A 16,386-nucleotide genomic window follows, 5' to 3' on the forward strand; every position below is an offset into this window, starting at 1 on the left:
CAGGCGCCGCGCACGCGGCGGACGGTTCAGTCGGTGTTGTCGCCCAAGGGAACTACGAGTCCGATGCTTTCCGCCGCCACGGCGATGGCGAAGTCGAAGAACGCGGACTCGTCCCGGACACTGTCGTGGGTACGGCTGAAGACCTGGAACACCAGGAGCCCGATCAGATTGCTCCACAGCACGATGCCGCGTTCGATGATGTCCGAGAATGGAGCTTCGGGAACGCCGCCGAAGAGCTCCACGGCCTCCGGAAGGAGCAGCGGCGGCCCGGACGCCACCCGCCGGGGCGGGGTGAGTTCACCGGCTTCCAGAGCCGAACGAACAATGCCGGCCAGGACGGCGGGGGTGCGGGAGGCGGGCGGGACCGTGTCCTGCGGGGCGTGGTAGTCCGGAACGGGTGAGCCGTAGATCAGCGTGAATTCGGCGGGGTTGTCGAAGGACCACTGCCGCAGCGCACGGGTCACCGCCAGGAGCCGAGCGCCGGCCGACGCATTGGCGTCCGTGGCGGCCTGATCGGCCTGCTCCATCGCGGTGCCGGACGCGTTGTAGGCGTCGATGACCAGCGCGGTCAGCAGGTCGTCCCGATGCGGGAAGACGGCTTCTACGTCGGTGAGAGCCAGGCCGCTGTCGCGGGCTACGGTGTCCAGGGACAGCCCTCCGGCGCCGAGCTTCACCAGCAGTTGGCGCGCGGTGGCCTTGATGACCGCCGGGAGCCTGACGTTGTCGTCGGCTGAGTTTGTTGCGGAAACCTCCATGGTTGAACCGTACCTGCCAGTCACAACGGCCATAAGCGCAGTCACCCCAGCCCCTCGGGCATACGCTGTGATCCGGCCACACCCGTGGTGAGCGGGTCGATCGAGCGGCGCCCGACCGGCAGAAGTCCGGTCGGATGCCCGGTGAGCGGCACATCTCCGGTGGCCCAGGGCTCCCGCGTATTCCGGCTCGGGCTGAACCCGGCGTCTCTGGGCCTCAAGACCTTACGACTGGCCTTGATCGACCCGCACACCGACGTAGGACCGACTGACGCGACACCACCACTCGATGGGGCGCGCCGGGGCTGCGTTCAGCGGGGCGGGGCGGTCGTTCCCCGGACGACGAGGTGGGGGGCGATGACGTGTTCCCCGGCGGGGATCTCGTCGCCTTCCAGGCGTGCGATGGTCCGGCCGACGGCGAGTGAGGCGAGGAGAGTGATGTCCTGTCCGACGGTGGTCAGGTCGATATGGGCCAGGCGGGCCAGGTGGCTGTCGTCGAAGCCGACGACGGAGATGTCGTCGGGGACCGCGATGCCGGAGCGGAGGAAGACGTCGAGGACACCGGTCGCGCAGCGGTCGTTGAAGGCCAGTACGGCGGTGGGGCGCGGGCGGGCCTCCGCAAGCTTCCGGGCGGCTTCGGCGCCTTCCTCCTCGGTCAGCCCGCCGGGGAGGATGCGGATGTGTTCGCCGAGGCCGTGGCGGTTCATGGCGGTGCGGTAGCCGCGGCGCCGGTCGGCCGCGCCCGGTGCCCGGCCGCCGTCGATGTGGGCGATGTCGCGGTGGCCCAGTGCGACGAGGTGGTCCACCGCCTGGCGGGCTCCCTTGTCGTCGGCGGTGCGTACGACCTCCAGGCCGGGGACGGCCGTTCGCAGCCGACGGGCCACGGAGACAACCGGCAGCTGCCCGGCGAGTTCCGCCAGCCCTGCCTCGGGGGCCTGCGGGCCGAGCAGGATCAGCGCCTCGCAGCGGTCGGCGAGCAGCGTCTCCACGGCGCGCTGCTCCCCGCGCCCGGCGGTCACGGCGCTCAGCGCGATCTGGTACCCGGTCGGCTCGGCCGCCGCGTAGATGCCCTCGACCAGATCCGTGTGGAACGGATGCTGGAGGCCGAACTGCACCCCGAGCAGCCGCGAACGGTGGCTGCGCAGCAGCCTCGCCCTGGCGTCCGGGCGGTAACCGATCTCACGCGCGGCCTCCTGGACGCGCTCGCGGGTGGTCGCGCCGGCGCCCTTCGCGCCGCGCATCACGATGGAGACCAGCGCCGTGGACACCCCGGCCCGTGCCGCCACGTCGGCGAGCGTCGGCCGCTTTCCGTCGGGGACCGCCGGGGGCGTCGGCACTCTGTCCTCCCTGTTCGGGGATTGTGTCCTGAGCACCGATTGTAAAACGTTCTAGTCTCGCGTGGTGACGGGGGAGCGGTGCCCGTGGCCGGCGAGGCCACCGGAGGGATGGGCATCGCCGCCCGACGCACATGCTCACCGGCCTCGCCGAGCGGGCCGAGAGCGCGGGGCCGTCTGCACTCCGGTTCACACTGGCGGGCCTCAACACGTCCATCGACCATTCGGCATGCAGGCGAACCGGCAAGCCAGGAGATCCCCTTGCCGTCACCCGCGCTTGGCGGACCTCGGCCACGAGGGCACTGTCACGGCAGAGGCGTGGCCTCCGGCGACAGCGGCCCGCTCCGATGACGACGTACGGCTTGCGGCCCTCGCAGCCCCGCCCCGGGCGGCCCGCGGGGCAGGGGCGATCGGTTCGGCCGCGCCACGACGGGGATCGCGTGGGAGGCAGTCGTGGCCGAGGGGTGGATTTCGTCGGGGTGGAGGCCCAGGATGCGTCTGCCTCTGTAGGCCTGAGCGCGGGGCCTCGTCGAGCTGCCGCGTGGGCGAGCCGCGGCGCCACTCCGGGCAGGGACGTATGCGCTCAGCGCGATGAGGCCGGCTCCACGGCCGGGGGGCTTACCCGGAGGTCACCCACCCGGACCGTGCCACCCGTGGTGATCGAACCGATCGCGGCGAGTGCGATGCCCAGCGCGGCCCGCGCGTCCTCGCCGGTCACCGACGGGGTGCGCTTGTCGCGGACGCTGTCGGTGAATTCGGCCAGCTCGGCAACGTAGGCGGCGTGGAAGAGGTCCTGGTCGTACGTGACGCATTCGGCGGCGGCGCCGGCCGGGCCGTATGCCGTGAGATGGGTGCGGCGGAGGTCGCCCATGGTGAGCATGCCGTTCGAGCCCTTGACCTCGCCGCGGACGTCATATCCGTACACCGCCTGGAAGTTGGCCTCCGCGGTGGCGATGGCGCCGTTGTCGAATCGGATCGTCACCACGGCGGTGTCGAGCAGCCCCTGGTCCTTGAAGTCGGGCCGGACCAGGGCGTCGGCCATCGCGAACACCTCGACGGGCTCGGCTCCCGGGTTGAGGTAGCGCAGGGCGTCGAAGTCGTGGATGAGCGTCTCCAAGAAGATCGTCCAAGGCGGGATGCGCGACGGGTCGTGCAGCTTGGGGTCCCGGGTGAGGGAACGCAGCAGCTGGGGGGTGCCGATGTCACCGGCGGTGATCTTCTCGTGGGCGGCGTGGAAGCCCGCGTCGAAGCGGCGGTTGAAGCCCACCTGAAGGGCCACGCCCGCCTCATGCGCGGCGGCGATGACGCGGTCGGCCTCGTCCAGGGTGACGGCCATCGGCTTCTCGCAGAAGACCCCCTTGCCCGCGCGTGCCGCCGCCTCGACCAGTCCGGCGTGGGTGCGGGCCGGCGTGACGATCACGACCGCCTCGATCTCCGGGTCGGCGAGCAGGTCACCGATCTCGGTGTACACCTTGGGGCAGTCGAGACGCGCGGCCAGTGCCTGGGCGGCGCCGGGTGCGGGGTCGGCGATGGCGGCCAGCCGCACGCCGGGCAGGCGGTGGGCGAGGGTCTCGGCGTGGAAGGAACCCATGCGTCCGGCGCCGATGAGGCCGACCGCGAGGGACTGGGGGGAGGTCATGGCACGTGCTCCGTTTGCTGCGTCGTGGCTTTGGTGGTGGCGGTTGCCGTTGTGTGTGGAGGTGAGGCGGACGGATGTCCCGCGGCGCTCCTGCTCAGAGGGTGAAGGCGGCGCGGAAGCGCTCCAGCGCGGACTCGCTGTCGTCGGAGGCCCACGCCTCCATGGCGACGGTGCCCTCGTAGCCGATGTCGGCCAGCGTCCGGGCGACGGCCGGGTAGTTGATCTCTCCCGTGCCCGGCTCGCAGCGGCCCGGTACGTCCGCCACCTGGATCTCGCCGATGAGTCCCGCGCCGTGGGCACCGCGGACCAGCTCGATCAGGTTCCCCTCGCCGATCTGGGCGTGGTACAGGTCCAGGTTCATGCGCAGCCCCGGCCGGTTCACGGCGGCGACCAGTGCGAGGGTGTCGGCGGCCTTGGCGAAGGGTACGCCGGGGTGGTCGACCGCGGTGTTGAGGTTCTCCAGGGTGAAGGTGACGCCGGCGTTCTCGCCGAGTTCGGAGATCCGGGCGAGGGTGCGCTGTGCGGCCATCCACATCGCGCCGGTGGGTTCCCCGTGCACCGGCACCACGGGCAGTCCCTGGCCGTCCAGCCCGGTTCCGTGGAGGTTCAGCCGGGTGCAGCCCAGGTGCTCGGCGGCCTTGAGTGACTCCTCGGCCGTGCGCAGCAGCTCGGCGGCGCCGTCCTCGTCGGTGAGGCTGCCGCTCACATACCCCGTCATGGAGACGAACTCGGCCCCACTCTGTGCGAGGGCGTCGAGGTCGTGCTTCGTCCAGTCCCAGATCTCGACCTGGAAGCCGGCCGCGTGGAGGCGCCGGGCGCGCTCCTCGATCGGCAGGTTGCGGAACACCATCTCCGCGCAGACCGCCAGTGCGTACATCGCGGCTCTCCTCTCTCTCCGGACATCCGGAGACTAGAACGTTCTATGAATCTCTGAGCAGTACGCCAGCCGCCGCAGGGCTCTGTCAAGGATTCGGTGACTGCGAGGGCTGTAACGTTCCAGTCGCCTTGGGTGCCGCACGCGGCGGGGCCGGGCTGCTACGCCTGGCGTCATCGGCCGACCTCGGCCCGCACGGTGCGGCACCCTGGCTGACCGGGACGTCCGTCGGTTCCGCCCCGATCGCGCTGACCGCGGTGCAGTGCACCTTGGCCTTGCTGCCCCGTCGGACACGATCGCCACTTTCGCCACGAAGGGGACCCGGTACCGAGCCTGACCCATACAGGCTGAGCCGGCGGTGACCACACCGCCGGCCTCCGGCCCCGGCGAGTGTGACCACCTCGTCGATGGACTTCTCCTGCGAGAGCTTGGCAGTGACCGTCGACTTCACCGACGGCATGTCGGTGCCGTTGACGTAGAGGATCTCGGTCTTGCCGGAGAAGGTCTTCTTCACGCCCGCGCAGCGTTGTTCGAGGGCGACGTTGCCCTGTTCCTGGATGACACAGACGGAGTGCTTGGCGCCGACCTCGTTCAGCTTCTTGCCGAATGCCTCGCCTGCCACGTTCTCGTCCTGGCCGAAGTACTCCAGTAGACCGAGCTTCTTCCAGTCGCTCAGCCCGGCATTGAGGCCGACAACGGGGATGCCGGCCTGCTCCGCCTTGGCCACGACGTCCTTCATGGCGTCCGGCTTGGCCAGGGTGGCGGCGATGCCGTCGACCTTCTGATCGATCGCGTTCTGCAGCAGGTTGGCCTGGTTGCCCGCATTCGGGTCGGACGAGTAGACCAGTTTGATGTTGTCCTTGGCCGCGGCGGCCTCGGCGCCCTTGCGGACGGTGTCCCAGAAGGTGTCACCGGGCGCCTGGTGAGTGACCAGAGCCACGGTCATCCGGGGCGTGGTCGCCTTGCCCGCCGAGACGCCCGCGGCGCTGTCCTCGGATTTCTTGCCCCCCGAGCTGCTGGAGCAACCCGTGGCGAACAGGGCGCCGGCGAGAACGGTGGCAGTCAGGGTGGCGACTCTGTGGTGTCTGTGCATGTCCCTTGCACCTCGCTGTGCTGATCAGAGTGGGAATCGGGTTCCGGCCTTGACGAAGGCATCCCCGCCCGGCCTGGAGAGGCGGGCGAGCGGTTTGGAGGCGCCGTGTGCGGCGAAGAGGTGTCGTCTGCGGCAGCCAAGGGGGCTGTGCAGCTCGGCAGGAACTAGAACGTACTACTAGTACGTTCTAGCCGTCCGCACTGTTGAGTGCCTCGCTGGTGATGTCAATGGGTTTGTCAGGACGTTTCGACAACATGTCCGGGGGCTTGCCTGAAGCGATCGCCGTAGGACCGCGTGACTCACGACGAGCGGTGCCAGGAGCGCGCCTGCCGTCGAGAAGGACGTGGTGATCGCGAAGACGGCGCCGATCTAGCCGGTGGACACCCCCGCCCCGTAACCGGCCTGGGCCGGGTGCGCTCCGAGGTAGAACACGGTCGGGGTCACCGAGCCGAACAGCGGCATCGCGACGAGCATGCCGCGCAGCACCAAGTGAGCCGCACCAGGGTGATCGTCTCGCCCATCCGCGCACTGTATCCAAGGCAACGTTGTGGCGCTTCATGCGTCCGGGGCCACGCCCTTCAATACCCCAACTTCCACAGCGTTTGCGCTCAGTTGAGCCGGTGGGCTCGAGAAGGGCTCCGCCATAAGCCCGATCACGGCACCTACATGCTCACAGCCTCGTGGATCCACCAAGATCAGCACCAACCACCAGCGCCATTGACGCACCCGACCGAGGCTCAACTACGCGGCATTGGCCCTCAACGGGGGTATCTGACGGGCCCGAATCCGGTGGATCGCAGCGAGCAAGGCTCGAAGATTCACTTGATCATGGAGCGGACCGTACTGCCCATCTCCATCGGCATCTCCGGCGCCAACCTCCACGACAGCCAGGCCCTCGAGCCGCTCGTGCGCGGCATCCCGCCGATCCGCTCCCGCCGCGGACCCCGCCGACGCAGGTCGGGCAAGCTGCACGCCGACAAGGGCTACGACTACGACCACCTGCGTCGATGGTTACGCCAGCGGGGCATCCGGCACCGCATCGCCCGCAAGGGCATCGAATCCGAAAAGCGGCTAGGTGTTCTGGCCACAGAGGTTGGTGACAGAGCACGAGCGGTACGGCCGTTGTTGTTACGAAGGCACACCGCGGGCACATGGCACATCGTGCGTTACTCGAGACCGGCTGACCGGTTCACTTGCTGTGCCGGGCGGGGGCGAGCGAGGCCAGTCCTGTGTCGATGAGTTGGGCTGCGCGTCGGACGTCGGCGCTGACCATGTCGTGCAGCTGCTCGGGGGTCTGGACGCGGTTCAGGTGCCTGCGTAGTGCCTGAAACTGGATGGGCCACAGGGCGAGTAGGGCGGTTGCGGCGATCTGTGGTTCGGGGTCGTCCGGGCTCATCTCATTGCGCTGAGCCAGGACTTCGGCGGCTACGGCGACCTGCTGATCACCCATGTCGCGCTGATAGGCCCGCAGGGACGGGGTGGATCTGATCAGCATGCCGAAGCGCAGAAGCATGTGCTTTGCCTGGGCCAGGTCGTCCTGTTCGGTCAGCCAGGATGTGATGCCCGCCAGCTCGTCGGACAAGATCTTCAGCACGGCCTCGACCGGCGACAGATCTGGATCGGCCAGCGTGGTCCGCAGGGAGTCCAACGTGGCCTCGCCCAGGTCCAGGACGAGGGACTCCTTGGTGGGGAAGTAGTTGAACACGGTCTTCTCCGACACCCCGCAGGCTTCGGCAATCTCGGAGACACGCACGGCGTCAAAGCCCCGTTCCATGAACATCTCGGTGGCCGTGTCCGACAGCTGCCGTCGCAATAGCCGCTTCTTGCGCTCCCGTAGTCCCTCGGCGGCGGGTTCCGCGTCGCGACGGCGCAAGGCCGTCCAGTCCACAGTGCGCATGCTCATGGGTAAACCTTAGTCCAGTCGCAATAAATTTTCTGTTGCTGTAAGTTTTCATTGACTGTAAGTATGTGCTGCGCTTGACGCCCATGCCCGAGGAGCCCGCCATGAGCACCATCCACATCGTCCGCGACTACCCTCACCCGCCGCAGAAGGTCTGGCGCGCGGTCACCGATCCAGAGCTGATCCCGCTATGGACGGCCACCGGCGCCGGCGCACGCCCGGAGGGCTTCACGGCCACGGCCGGCACGACGTTCAAGTTCATCGCGAAGCCGAAGCCGGGGTGGAGCGGCGTCGTGCTGTGCGAGGTGCTGGAGGCACGTGAGCCCTCGCTCCTGCGCTACTCCTGGCAGGACGAGGGCGGCGGCGAGGTGACGGAGGTCACCTACCAACTCGCACCGTACGGCGGCGGGACACGCTTCACCTACCACCACACCGGCTTCACCGGCGCCGGAGGATTCTTCATGGCCAAAATCCTTGGCACCGTCCGCACCAAGATGCTCACCAAGGGCCTGCCCGCCGTGCTGGACGACCTCGACGGCGACGGCACCCTGCGCCCGGATAGCACCTTGCGCCCCAAGCGGCACTAAGGGCTGTAACAGGAACCCACTGAAGAGCGGGCACTTCCGCACCTCACCGTTCGCGGCGCCCACACCGAGGCCGGTGGCGCGGGACATCACCCGTGCTACCGGCCATCGTCATCCTCGAAGCCAGAAAGAACCGGATGGTCCACCGCAACGCACCACTGACCGAGACGAACCGCCTGCGCCTGGCCCAGTGTGTGGTCGACGATCAATGGCCACTCCGTCGTGCAGCTGAACGCTTCCAGGTTTCGCCCACCACGGCGAAGCGGTGGGCAGACCGATACCGGGAGACCGGCTCTGCTGGAATGACAGATCGCTCCAGCCGCCCGCACCTCAGCCCGCGTCGCACGCCAACCCGCGCTGAGCGGCGCATCATCAAAGTCCGCCTTCTGCGCCGCTGGGGCCCAGCCCGCATCGCCTATCTGCTCGCTCTCAATCCCTCCACTGTGCACAGAGTGCTCAGCCGATACGGATTCGCCATGCTGTCGCACCTCGACCGCACCATCGGGCGTGTCATCCGGCGCTACGAGACGCCGCACCGAGTGAGGTGGTGCATGTCGACATCAAGAAACTCGGCAACGTCCCCAATGGCGGCGGCCATCAGGTGCTGGGCCGTCAGGCCGGAATCACTGTCCAGCACGTCCTCACCGACAACGGCTCCTGCTACCGCTCACGCACGTGGGCCAACACACTGGCCGAGACAGGGATCGCCCACAAACGCACCCGCCCCTACCGGCCACAGACCAACGGGAAAGTGGAACGCTTCAACCGCACCCTCCTCGACGAATGGGCCTACGCCAGGCCCTACCGCAGTGAGCAGGAATGCCGCGATGCGTTCCCCATCTGGCTGCACAACTACAACCACCACCGGAGACAGACGCTGAAAGGGCTACCACCCGCCGGCCCCGTCCCCAATCGATGTACGCCGAGAAGGGCGCCTGGCGGGCATCTGCCCTGGTCAGGCGCCCTTTTTCTGCGTCTAGAAGAAGCCCAGCTTCTTCGGTGAGTACGACACCAGAAGATTCTTCGTCTGCTGGTAGTGCTCCAGCATCATCTTGTGGGTCTCGCGGCCGATGCCCGATCCCTTGTATCCGCCGAACGCCGCGTGCGCCGGGTACGCGTGGTAGCAGTTCGTCCAGACTCGGCCCGCCTGGATGGCACGGCCCGCGCGGTACGCGGTGTTGATGTCCCGCGTCCACACTCCGGCCCCGAGCCCGTACAGCGTGTCGTTGGCGATCTTGATCGCGTCGTCGAAGTCGTCGAACGACGTCACCGACACCACCGGGCCGAAGATCTCCTCCTGGAAGATCCGCATGCGGTTGTCGCCCTCGAAGATCGTCGGCTGGACGTAGTAGCCGCCCTTCAACTCGCCGTCGTGCTCGATGCGTTCCCCGCCCGTCAGGATCCTCGCGCCCTCCTGCCTGCCGATGTCCAGGTAGGAGAGGATCTTCTCCAGCTGGTCGTTCGACGCCTGGGCGCCGATCATCGTGTCCGTGTCCAGCGGGTGGCCGGTCCTGATCTGTTCCGTGCGGGCGACGGCCGCCTCCATGAAGTCGGCATAGTGGCCGCGCTGCACGAGCGCACGCGACGGACACGTGCACACCTCGCCCTGGTTGAGGGCGAACATCGTGAAGCCTTCCAGTGCCTTGTCGCGGAAGTCGTCGTTCGCCGACCAGACGTCGTCGAAGAAGATGTTCGGGGACTTGCCGCCGAGTTCGAGCGTCACGGGGGTGATGTTCTCGGAGGCGTACTGCATGATCAGCCGCCCCGTCGTGGTCTCACCGGTGAACGCCACCTTCGCGACCCGCGGGCTGGAGGCCAGGGGCTTGCCCGCCTCCACGCCGAACCCGTTGACGATGTTCACTACGCCCGGCGGCAGCAGGTCGGCGACCAGGCTCAGCCAGTAGTGGATGGACGCCGGGGTCTGCTCGGCCGGCTTGAGGACGACCGCGTTGCCCGCCGCGAGGGCCGGTGCGAGCTTCCACGTGGCCATCAGGATGGGGAAGTTCCACGGGATGATCTGCGCGACCACGCCGAGCGGCTCATGGAAGTGGTACGCCACCGTGTCGTCGTCGACCTCGCCGAGCGAACCCTCCTGCGCGCGGATCGCGCCCGCGAAATAGCGGAAGTGGTCGATGGCGAGCGGGATGTCCGCGGCCAGGGTCTCCCGGACGGGCTTGCCGTTCTCCCAGCTCTCGGCCACCGCCAGCTGCTCCAGGTTGGCCTCCATCCGATCGGCGATCTTCCGGAGGATGTCGGAGCGCTCGGTCATCGACATACGGCCCCAGGCGGGCGCGGCGGCGTGCGCCGCGTCCAGCGCCCGCTCCACGTCCTCGGCGGTGCCCCGCGCGATCTCCGTGAACGGCTGCCCGTTCACCGGAGACGGATTCTCGAAGTACTGGCCGCCGATCGGCGGTACGTACTCACCGCCGATGAAGTGGTCGTAGCGCGCCTGGTAGGAGACGATCGCGCCCTCGGTGCCGGGCGCTGCGTAACGGGTCATGCGGGTCTGCCTCCCGGGAAAGCGCTGCCCGCCGTTGGGCAGCTCTCGGCGCGAGGCTAGGAACGCGGACGTTGCGAGTACGTTGCGGCGCGGGCTGTGGCGGAGGGACAACACGGTGGCCCCTTTGCCAGGCTGCACCAGGAGTCCCGCCACGTCGCGCCCTGCGTCAGCGGGGTGCCTTACGCCCCCACCCCGTCGGTGCCGCGAACTCCGATTCCAGCTCGTCAAGACGCGCCCTCACGGCCGCTGTCGGCCGCACTGCCGCAAGCGCGCGCCAGACCTCCAGGTCGTCCTCACCCCACGGTGAGCGCGCCCAGTCGGCCAGCAGATCGGGGTCGCGGCGGGCGATGAGCGCCGTCCGCAAGCCGTCGGCGAGCCTGCGCCGCAACCGGGCCACCGCAGGTGCCTGGGAACCCGGAAGCAGCGGCCCCGGGTACGCCGCCGCGGCCGCCGCTACCGCCCCCGAGGCCAACCGGCGCTCCACGGCCGCCACATCGGACTCGACCGCGGCTGTCAGCCGGTAAGGGCGGGAGGCCAGCAGCCCCGGGCCGAGGAGCCGCCTCAGTCGCGCCAGCTCTGCCCGAAGCGTCACCGGCGTCACCGACTCGTCCTCATACAGCGCGCACAGCAGTTCGTCCCCCGTCAGGCCCTCCGGGTGTCGGGCCAGCAACACCAGGATCTCGCTGTGCCGGCGGCTGAGCCTGATCGTGCGGCCGCCGGCGAGGAGATGCGCCTCGTCGCGGCCCAGTGCCGTCACCTCCAGCGTGTCCGCCGCTGCTTCGGTCGGTGACAGCAGTGCCAGATGGGACTCGGCAGCGCGTGCCACGGCCTGGACGAATCCGAGGCTGTGTGGATGCGCGAGCCCGTTCCCGCCGGTGATGTCCAGTGCCCCGAGCACCCGTCCGGTCCGCGGATCGTGCACCGGCGCCGCCGCACACGTCCACGGCTGGACCCGCCGGATGAAGTGCTCTGCCGCGAACACCTGCACCGGCCGGTCCACGGCGACGGCCGTCCCCGGCGCGTTCGTCCCCACCGCCGACTCCGCCCAGCGCGCACCTGGCACGAAGTTCATCCGGTCCGCCCGCCGCCGGGTCGCGGGATGCCCCTCGACCCACAGCAGCCTGCCCTGCGAATCGCACACCGCCAGCAGATGCTCGCCGTCCGCCGCAAAGGGACCCATCAGCTCGCGGACCAACGGCATCACCCGGGCCAGAGGGTGCTCCGCCCGGTACGAGCCGAGGTCGCCATCCGTCAGTTCCACGCAGGCCGTGCCGTCCGGCCCGACACCCGCGCGTGCCGAACGCCGCCACGAATCGGCCACCACGGAACGCACCCGCCGGGGCACCGTGCCCGCCGCCGTGAACGTCTCGTGAGCGCGGCGCAGCTCACGCACCCGTTCGACGGGATCGGCCCCCGGCTCCAGGGCCAACCACGGATCGGTCACTGCGGCCTCCCGGGACGGCGATGCGGACGGGAACATCGTCACTCTCCGGATGCGCACCGACAACCGTTTCGACCGTCATCGACCCGAACGAGACCGTGACGGATCCCGCCCCCGGACCTACGGGCCTGGAGCCTCGGCCGGCCGGTCCCGCGCCCCCAGCTGCGCCAGGCCGTCGCCCTCGTCAGGTCAGGCGGCGTTGACCAGTCTTATGTAGCGTGCCCAGTCCCAGTTGGGCCCCGGATCGGTGTGGTCGGTGCCCGGTACCTCGTAGTGCCCGATGATGTGTGCCCGGTCCTTCGGGATGCCGTACCTGGTGCAGATCGCCGCCGTGAGTTTGGCCGATCCCTCGTACAGGGCGTCCGTGAAGTACGCGGGCCGGTCCACCCACCCTTCGTGCTCGATGCCGATGCTGCGGGTGTTGTAGTCCCAGTTGCCCGCATGCCAGGCGATGTCGTGCTCGCGGACGCACTGTGCGATGTGCCCGTCGGTGGACCGCACGACGTAGTGCGCGGACACGTTCTTCCGCGGGTTCTGGAAGATGCCCAGGGTGCTCGTGTAGTTCGCCTGCGTCACGTGGATGACGACGAAGTCGAGCGGGTAGCTGAGGGGCCGGTAGGAGGGCGTGTAGTTGGCAGAGTCCGCCGACAGCCAGTCCGCGGACGAGTAGTCGACGGTCCGGGGCCGGGCCGCGGCCGGTGCCGTGGGGAGCAGTACGTAAGGAACCGCGGCGAGGGCCGCCCCCTTCAGTAACTGCCGCCGGCTCGTGAGGGGCCTTGCTCGTTCAGATTCAGATTGTTCCGGTCGGGATAGTTCTGATTCGGCTTCTTCCATGCCGAGAGTACCTTTCGTTCGTGAACTTCTGAGATGTAACGATCGTGTCCGTCCTGTACTCAACGCCTCAACGCGGCCGCCGTTTCGCACAACTGGGCGTGGATTCCCCGGTGCGTCTCGCGTCCGGGAGCCATTCCTCGCGGGGTTGTGCCACACACGTGTAGTTGGTGTCGCAGACGTTCGCCGGAGCGACTCGACCGTCTGGGTGGCGAACCCTCCAACGGGCGGGCCGAACCCGTTGAGATGATGTGGGTGTCGGACTTGGAACGGGACCTCGCGCCGGCCGATCGCCTCGCGCCGAAGGCGCAGAGCAGTCTCCCCCGCCATGTGAACCCCCCGATTCGACTCATGCGCAGCCACTGACCGCCGACTGCGCCCCGCGTGAATCACGGTACGGCGCTGGGCGGTTGGGCAGGAAGGACGCGATGTCTTCGGTGGACAACGACGGGACTGTGGATAACTCCGTCACCCGTCCGGGGGGGCCCAGGGCAAGGGGCCAAGAGGGGCGGAGGCGACTGGAGCGAGGGCGGCCGGAAGGACGGTGGCCGGAGCGACAGTGGCCGGAGGTCGGCCCGCTATATCCGCGCTGCCACCGCCGCGGGATCGTCGAGCACCGCCCGCACCACCGAGTGCGCGGCACCCAGCAGCGGTCCCTCGGAGCCCAGCCGCGAGACGGCCACAGCACAGGCAGGTCCGGCCGTCCGCCGTGCCAACTCCCGCTCCAGCGAGGGAAGGAGCCACGGCGCGAGCGCGGCCAGCGCTCCGCCGAGCACGACCGCCTCCGGGTCCAGGAGATTGACCGCCCCGGTCAGCGCGATGCCGAGCGCGGTCCCGGCACCGCGCAGCGCCCGGCGTACATCCTTGTCGCCCTGCGCGGCACGCTCGGCCAGCAGCTCGACGCGGTCCTCGCCCGGCGTCAGCCCGGCCGCACGCAGCACCGCCTCTTCACCGGCGTACTGCTCCAGACAGCCACGCCCGCCGCAGGCGCACTCCGGCCCCTCCGGGCGCACGGGCACATGCCCCAGCTCGCCCGCGAAGCCGCGCGTCCCGCGCAGCAACCGCCCGTCCACGACCACAGCGCCACCGATGCCGATCTCCGCGGAGACGTGCAGGAAGTCGTGCGGCGTGTCGTCACCGAGCCAGAGTTCTGCGAGCGAACCGAAGTTGGCCTCGTTGTCCACGGTCAGCGGCATTTCCGTGGGCAGGAGTGCACCGAGGTCGAGGTCGTGCCAGTCGAGGTTGGGGGCGCGGACCACCGTCCGGGCGTCGCGTGCGACCAGACCGGGCACCGCGACCGCGACCCCCGCCGGCCACAGCCCTTCCCCCTCCGCGTCGGCAACGACCTGGCGTATCAGGTCGGTCAGTTCGCCGAGCACCGGCTGAGGCGGGCGGCCGCGGTTCGTGCCGTGCCGTACCGCCCGCGCCCGTACGACACCGCGCAGATCGACCGCGCACACCGCGAGATGGTCGACGCCCACCTCGGCACCGATCCCGGCCGGTCCGTGTCCGCTGACGGCCAGCGCGGACCCCGGGCGGCCCACCCGGCCAGGCCGCTCCGGCCCCAGCTCCTCCAGCAGTCCGGACCGGATCAGCTCGTCGACCAGCGTGGAGATCGCCGCCCGGGTCAGCCCGATCCGAGAGGCCACCGCGGCACGCGACAGCGGCCCCTCGGCGCTCACGGTGTGCATGACCCGCGCCAGATTGCGGCGGCGCATGCCCTGCTGGGTGTCCGGCAGCCGACGGCCGGGGCTGGACGGATGGGCTTCGTGCAGCGGTGTGGTCATGCCTCCCTCGGATCTTGTCAGCGCCGGTGCGGCTCCCGCTCCAGGAGCGGCGCCGCGTCGGAGAGTACCCCGGCAATTCTGGCCAGCGTCGCCTCGTCCCGCTCCACGGCCTCCAGCACCGGCCCGTGGGCGGTGTTCCAGCGCCGGGCGACGGCGGCCGGGTCCTCGCCCGTCAGCAGCCCGGCGGCCTGCGCGGCGGCGCCCAGCGCGACGAGTTCCTTGGCTTCCGGTACCTGGACGGGACGGCCCGAGAGGCGTCGTACGGTCTCCTGCCACGCCCTGCCCCGCGCGCCGCCGCCGATGAGCAGCAGCGGAGCCGTGCGGTCGGCGTCCGGGTCGAGCACCAGGTCGAGGGCGCCGAGCAGCGAGTGCACCGCGCCGTCGTACGCCGCCTGCAGCAACTGCCCGGCCGTCGTGTCGTGCCGCAGGCCGTGCAGCAGCCCGGAAGCGTGTGGAAGCGCCGGCGTGCGCTCGCCGTCGAGGTAGGGGAGGAGCGTCACGCCCGTGCCGGGTTCGACGGCCTCGCGGTCCAGGCCCAGCAGCGTGGCGATCCGGTCGACGGCGAGCGTGCAGTTCAGGGTGCAGGCCAGTGGCAGCCAGTCGCCGTGCGCGTCGGCGAAGCCGGCCACGGTCCCGGTGGGGTCGGCGGGGCGCCGCTTCGAGACTGCGTACACCGTGCCGGAGGTGCCGAGGCTCAGCACCGGAGTGCCGGGGTGCAGTCCGAGGCCCAGCGCGGCGGCCGCGTTGTCACCGGTGCCCGGCGCGACCAGGGTGCCCTTGGAGAAGGGAAGGTCATGGGCGTCGCGCACGGTGCCGGCCACCTCGCCGGGACGGACCACGCGCGGGAGCAGGGCGGGGTCGAGCCCCACGTGCGCGAGGATCTCCTCCTCGTACGACTCCGTCACGGATGCCCACCAGCCGGTGCCGGAGGCGTCGCCGCGGTCGGTCGTTCCCTGCCCTGTCAGGCGTTCGGTGAGGTAGTCGTGGGGCAGCCGCACGGCCGCGGTCGCGCGGACGGCCTCCGGCTCGTTCTCGGCCAGCCAGGCCCACTTCGTGACCGTGAAGGAGGGGCCCGGCACGCTCCCCGTGCGTTCCGCCCAGGCCTTGGGGCCACCCAGCTCCTCCACCAGGCGGCGGGCCTGCGGCGCGGAGCGCACATCGTTCCACAGCAGGGCCGGGCGCACCGGATCGCCATGCTCGTCCAGGGTGACCAGGCCGTGCTGCTGGCCGCCGATCGAGACCGCGGCGGCTTCATGGGCCGCCTCGCCGCACTGGTGCAGGGCCTCGCACAGCGCGTCCCACCACTGTCGTGGGTCACTCTCGCGGCCCGCGCCCGACGAGACGGTGTGCGGTGCCTGCCCGCTCGCTACCACCCGTCCGGTCGACGCGTCGACGACCAGGGCCTTGGTGGACTGGGTGGACGAGTCCACCCCGACGACGAGCGGACCCTCGGCTGCTGACATCGGGCTCTCCCTCTTCCGCGGCTCGCGGGATTCTGGCCGGTTTCCGGGCGTGTCCCGGGCCGTCTCGGCCCGGTGTGCACACATCGTCACCGTACGAAGTCTCGTACGACGACACATCGTCTCTTCCCAGAGATGCCTCCGCATACTAATTTGTTAAGCGCCATGACGAAATAGTCTTCAGCGAGCAA

12 protein-coding genes and 3 pseudogenes are annotated in these 16,386 nt (G+C 69.7%); 3 read left to right on the plus strand and 12 right to left on the minus strand.

Translation table 11 applies throughout. The features are described from left to right. Positions 1-26: 26 nt before the first annotated feature. From ABT186_RS17015 to ABT186_RS17035, 5 genes are all read right to left on the minus strand, one after another. Positions 27-755 (minus strand): TetR-like C-terminal domain-containing protein, encoded by a 729-nt coding sequence (locus tag ABT186_RS17015; RefSeq protein WP_351925605.1) that lies wholly within the window; start codon positions 753-755, stop codon positions 27-29. Positions 756-1,063: 308 nt separating this feature from the next. Continuing rightward, the gene (locus tag ABT186_RS17020; RefSeq protein WP_351232949.1) at positions 1,064-2,089 is read right to left on the minus strand and encodes a LacI family DNA-binding transcriptional regulator; all 1,026 of its coding nucleotides are present in this window, start codon (positions 2,087-2,089) and stop codon (positions 1,064-1,066) included. A gap of 580 nt (positions 2,090-2,669) precedes the next feature. Continuing rightward, positions 2,670-3,725, minus strand: coding sequence for a Gfo/Idh/MocA family oxidoreductase (locus ABT186_RS17025; protein WP_351232947.1), 1,056 nt, complete (start codon positions 3,723-3,725; stop codon positions 2,670-2,672). A 94-nt stretch (positions 3,726-3,819) separates the two neighbouring features. Beyond that, the gene (locus ABT186_RS17030) at positions 3,820-4,602 is read right to left on the minus strand and encodes a TIM barrel protein (protein ID WP_351232945.1); all 783 of its coding nucleotides are present in this window, start codon (positions 4,600-4,602) and stop codon (positions 3,820-3,822) included. Between the two features lie 85 nt (positions 4,603-4,687). Then, on the minus strand, positions 4,688-5,692 hold the full coding sequence (locus tag ABT186_RS17035) for a substrate-binding domain-containing protein (protein ID WP_351925607.1): 1,005 nt from the start codon (positions 5,690-5,692) through the stop codon (positions 4,688-4,690). A gap of 762 nt (positions 5,693-6,454) precedes the next feature. On the opposite strand from ABT186_RS17035, the pseudogene ABT186_RS17040 reads away from it, so the two are divergent. Further along, positions 6,455-6,769, plus strand: a pseudogene (locus ABT186_RS17040) (transposase); the annotation flags it as partial. A gap of 112 nt (positions 6,770-6,881) precedes the next feature. Here the strand turns inward: ABT186_RS17040 and ABT186_RS17045 are convergent. Further along, a complete protein-coding gene (locus ABT186_RS17045; protein ID WP_351232943.1) occupies positions 6,882-7,595 on the minus strand; it encodes a TetR family transcriptional regulator in 714 nt (237 codons plus the stop codon). A 101-nt stretch (positions 7,596-7,696) separates the two neighbouring features. On the opposite strand from ABT186_RS17045, the gene ABT186_RS17050 reads away from it, so the two are divergent. Both ABT186_RS17050 and ABT186_RS17055 read left to right on the plus strand, forming a co-directional pair. Then, a complete protein-coding gene (locus ABT186_RS17050) occupies positions 7,697-8,179 on the plus strand; it encodes an SRPBCC family protein (protein WP_351232941.1) in 483 nt (160 codons plus the stop codon). A 134-nt stretch (positions 8,180-8,313) separates the two neighbouring features. Further along, positions 8,314-9,179 (plus strand): annotated as a pseudogene (locus ABT186_RS17055) (integrase core domain-containing protein). Here ABT186_RS17055 and exaC read toward each other — a convergent pair. The 6 genes and pseudogenes from exaC to xylB all read right to left on the minus strand — a co-directional run bounded on the left by exaC (position 9,153) and on the right by xylB (position 16,198). Continuing rightward, complete coding sequence (gene exaC / locus ABT186_RS17060; RefSeq protein WP_351925609.1) at positions 9,153-10,676, minus strand: acetaldehyde dehydrogenase ExaC; 1,524 nt, start codon at positions 10,674-10,676, stop codon at positions 9,153-9,155. The pseudogene ABT186_RS17055 and the gene exaC sit on opposite strands and share 27 nt — an antisense overlap. 166 nt (positions 10,677-10,842) lie before the next feature. Continuing rightward, positions 10,843-12,120 carry a GAF domain-containing protein gene (locus tag ABT186_RS17065; protein ID WP_351925611.1) on the minus strand — a complete coding sequence of 426 codons (1,278 nt, stop codon included), beginning with the start codon at positions 12,118-12,120 and terminating at the stop codon, positions 10,843-10,845. A 186-nt stretch (positions 12,121-12,306) separates the two neighbouring features. Next, positions 12,307-12,951 (minus strand): N-acetylmuramoyl-L-alanine amidase, encoded by a 645-nt coding sequence (locus ABT186_RS17070; RefSeq protein WP_351234004.1) that lies wholly within the window; start codon positions 12,949-12,951, stop codon positions 12,307-12,309. A 59-nt stretch (positions 12,952-13,010) separates the two neighbouring features. Beyond that, positions 13,011-13,220 (minus strand): annotated as a pseudogene (locus ABT186_RS17075) (acetamidase/formamidase family protein); the annotation flags it as partial. Between the two features lie 306 nt (positions 13,221-13,526). After that, a complete protein-coding gene (locus ABT186_RS17080; protein ID WP_351234002.1) occupies positions 13,527-14,735 on the minus strand; it encodes an ROK family protein in 1,209 nt (402 codons plus the stop codon). Positions 14,736-14,752: 17 nt separating this feature from the next. Beyond that, entirely contained in the window at positions 14,753-16,198 is a 1,446-nt protein-coding gene (gene xylB / locus ABT186_RS17085) for a xylulokinase (protein ID WP_351234000.1), read from the minus strand. Positions 16,199-16,386 lie beyond the last annotated feature (188 nt).

The organism is Streptomyces sp. NPDC001634, assembly GCF_040298185.1.
Lineage (GTDB): Bacteria > Actinomycetota > Actinomycetes > Streptomycetales > Streptomycetaceae > Streptomyces.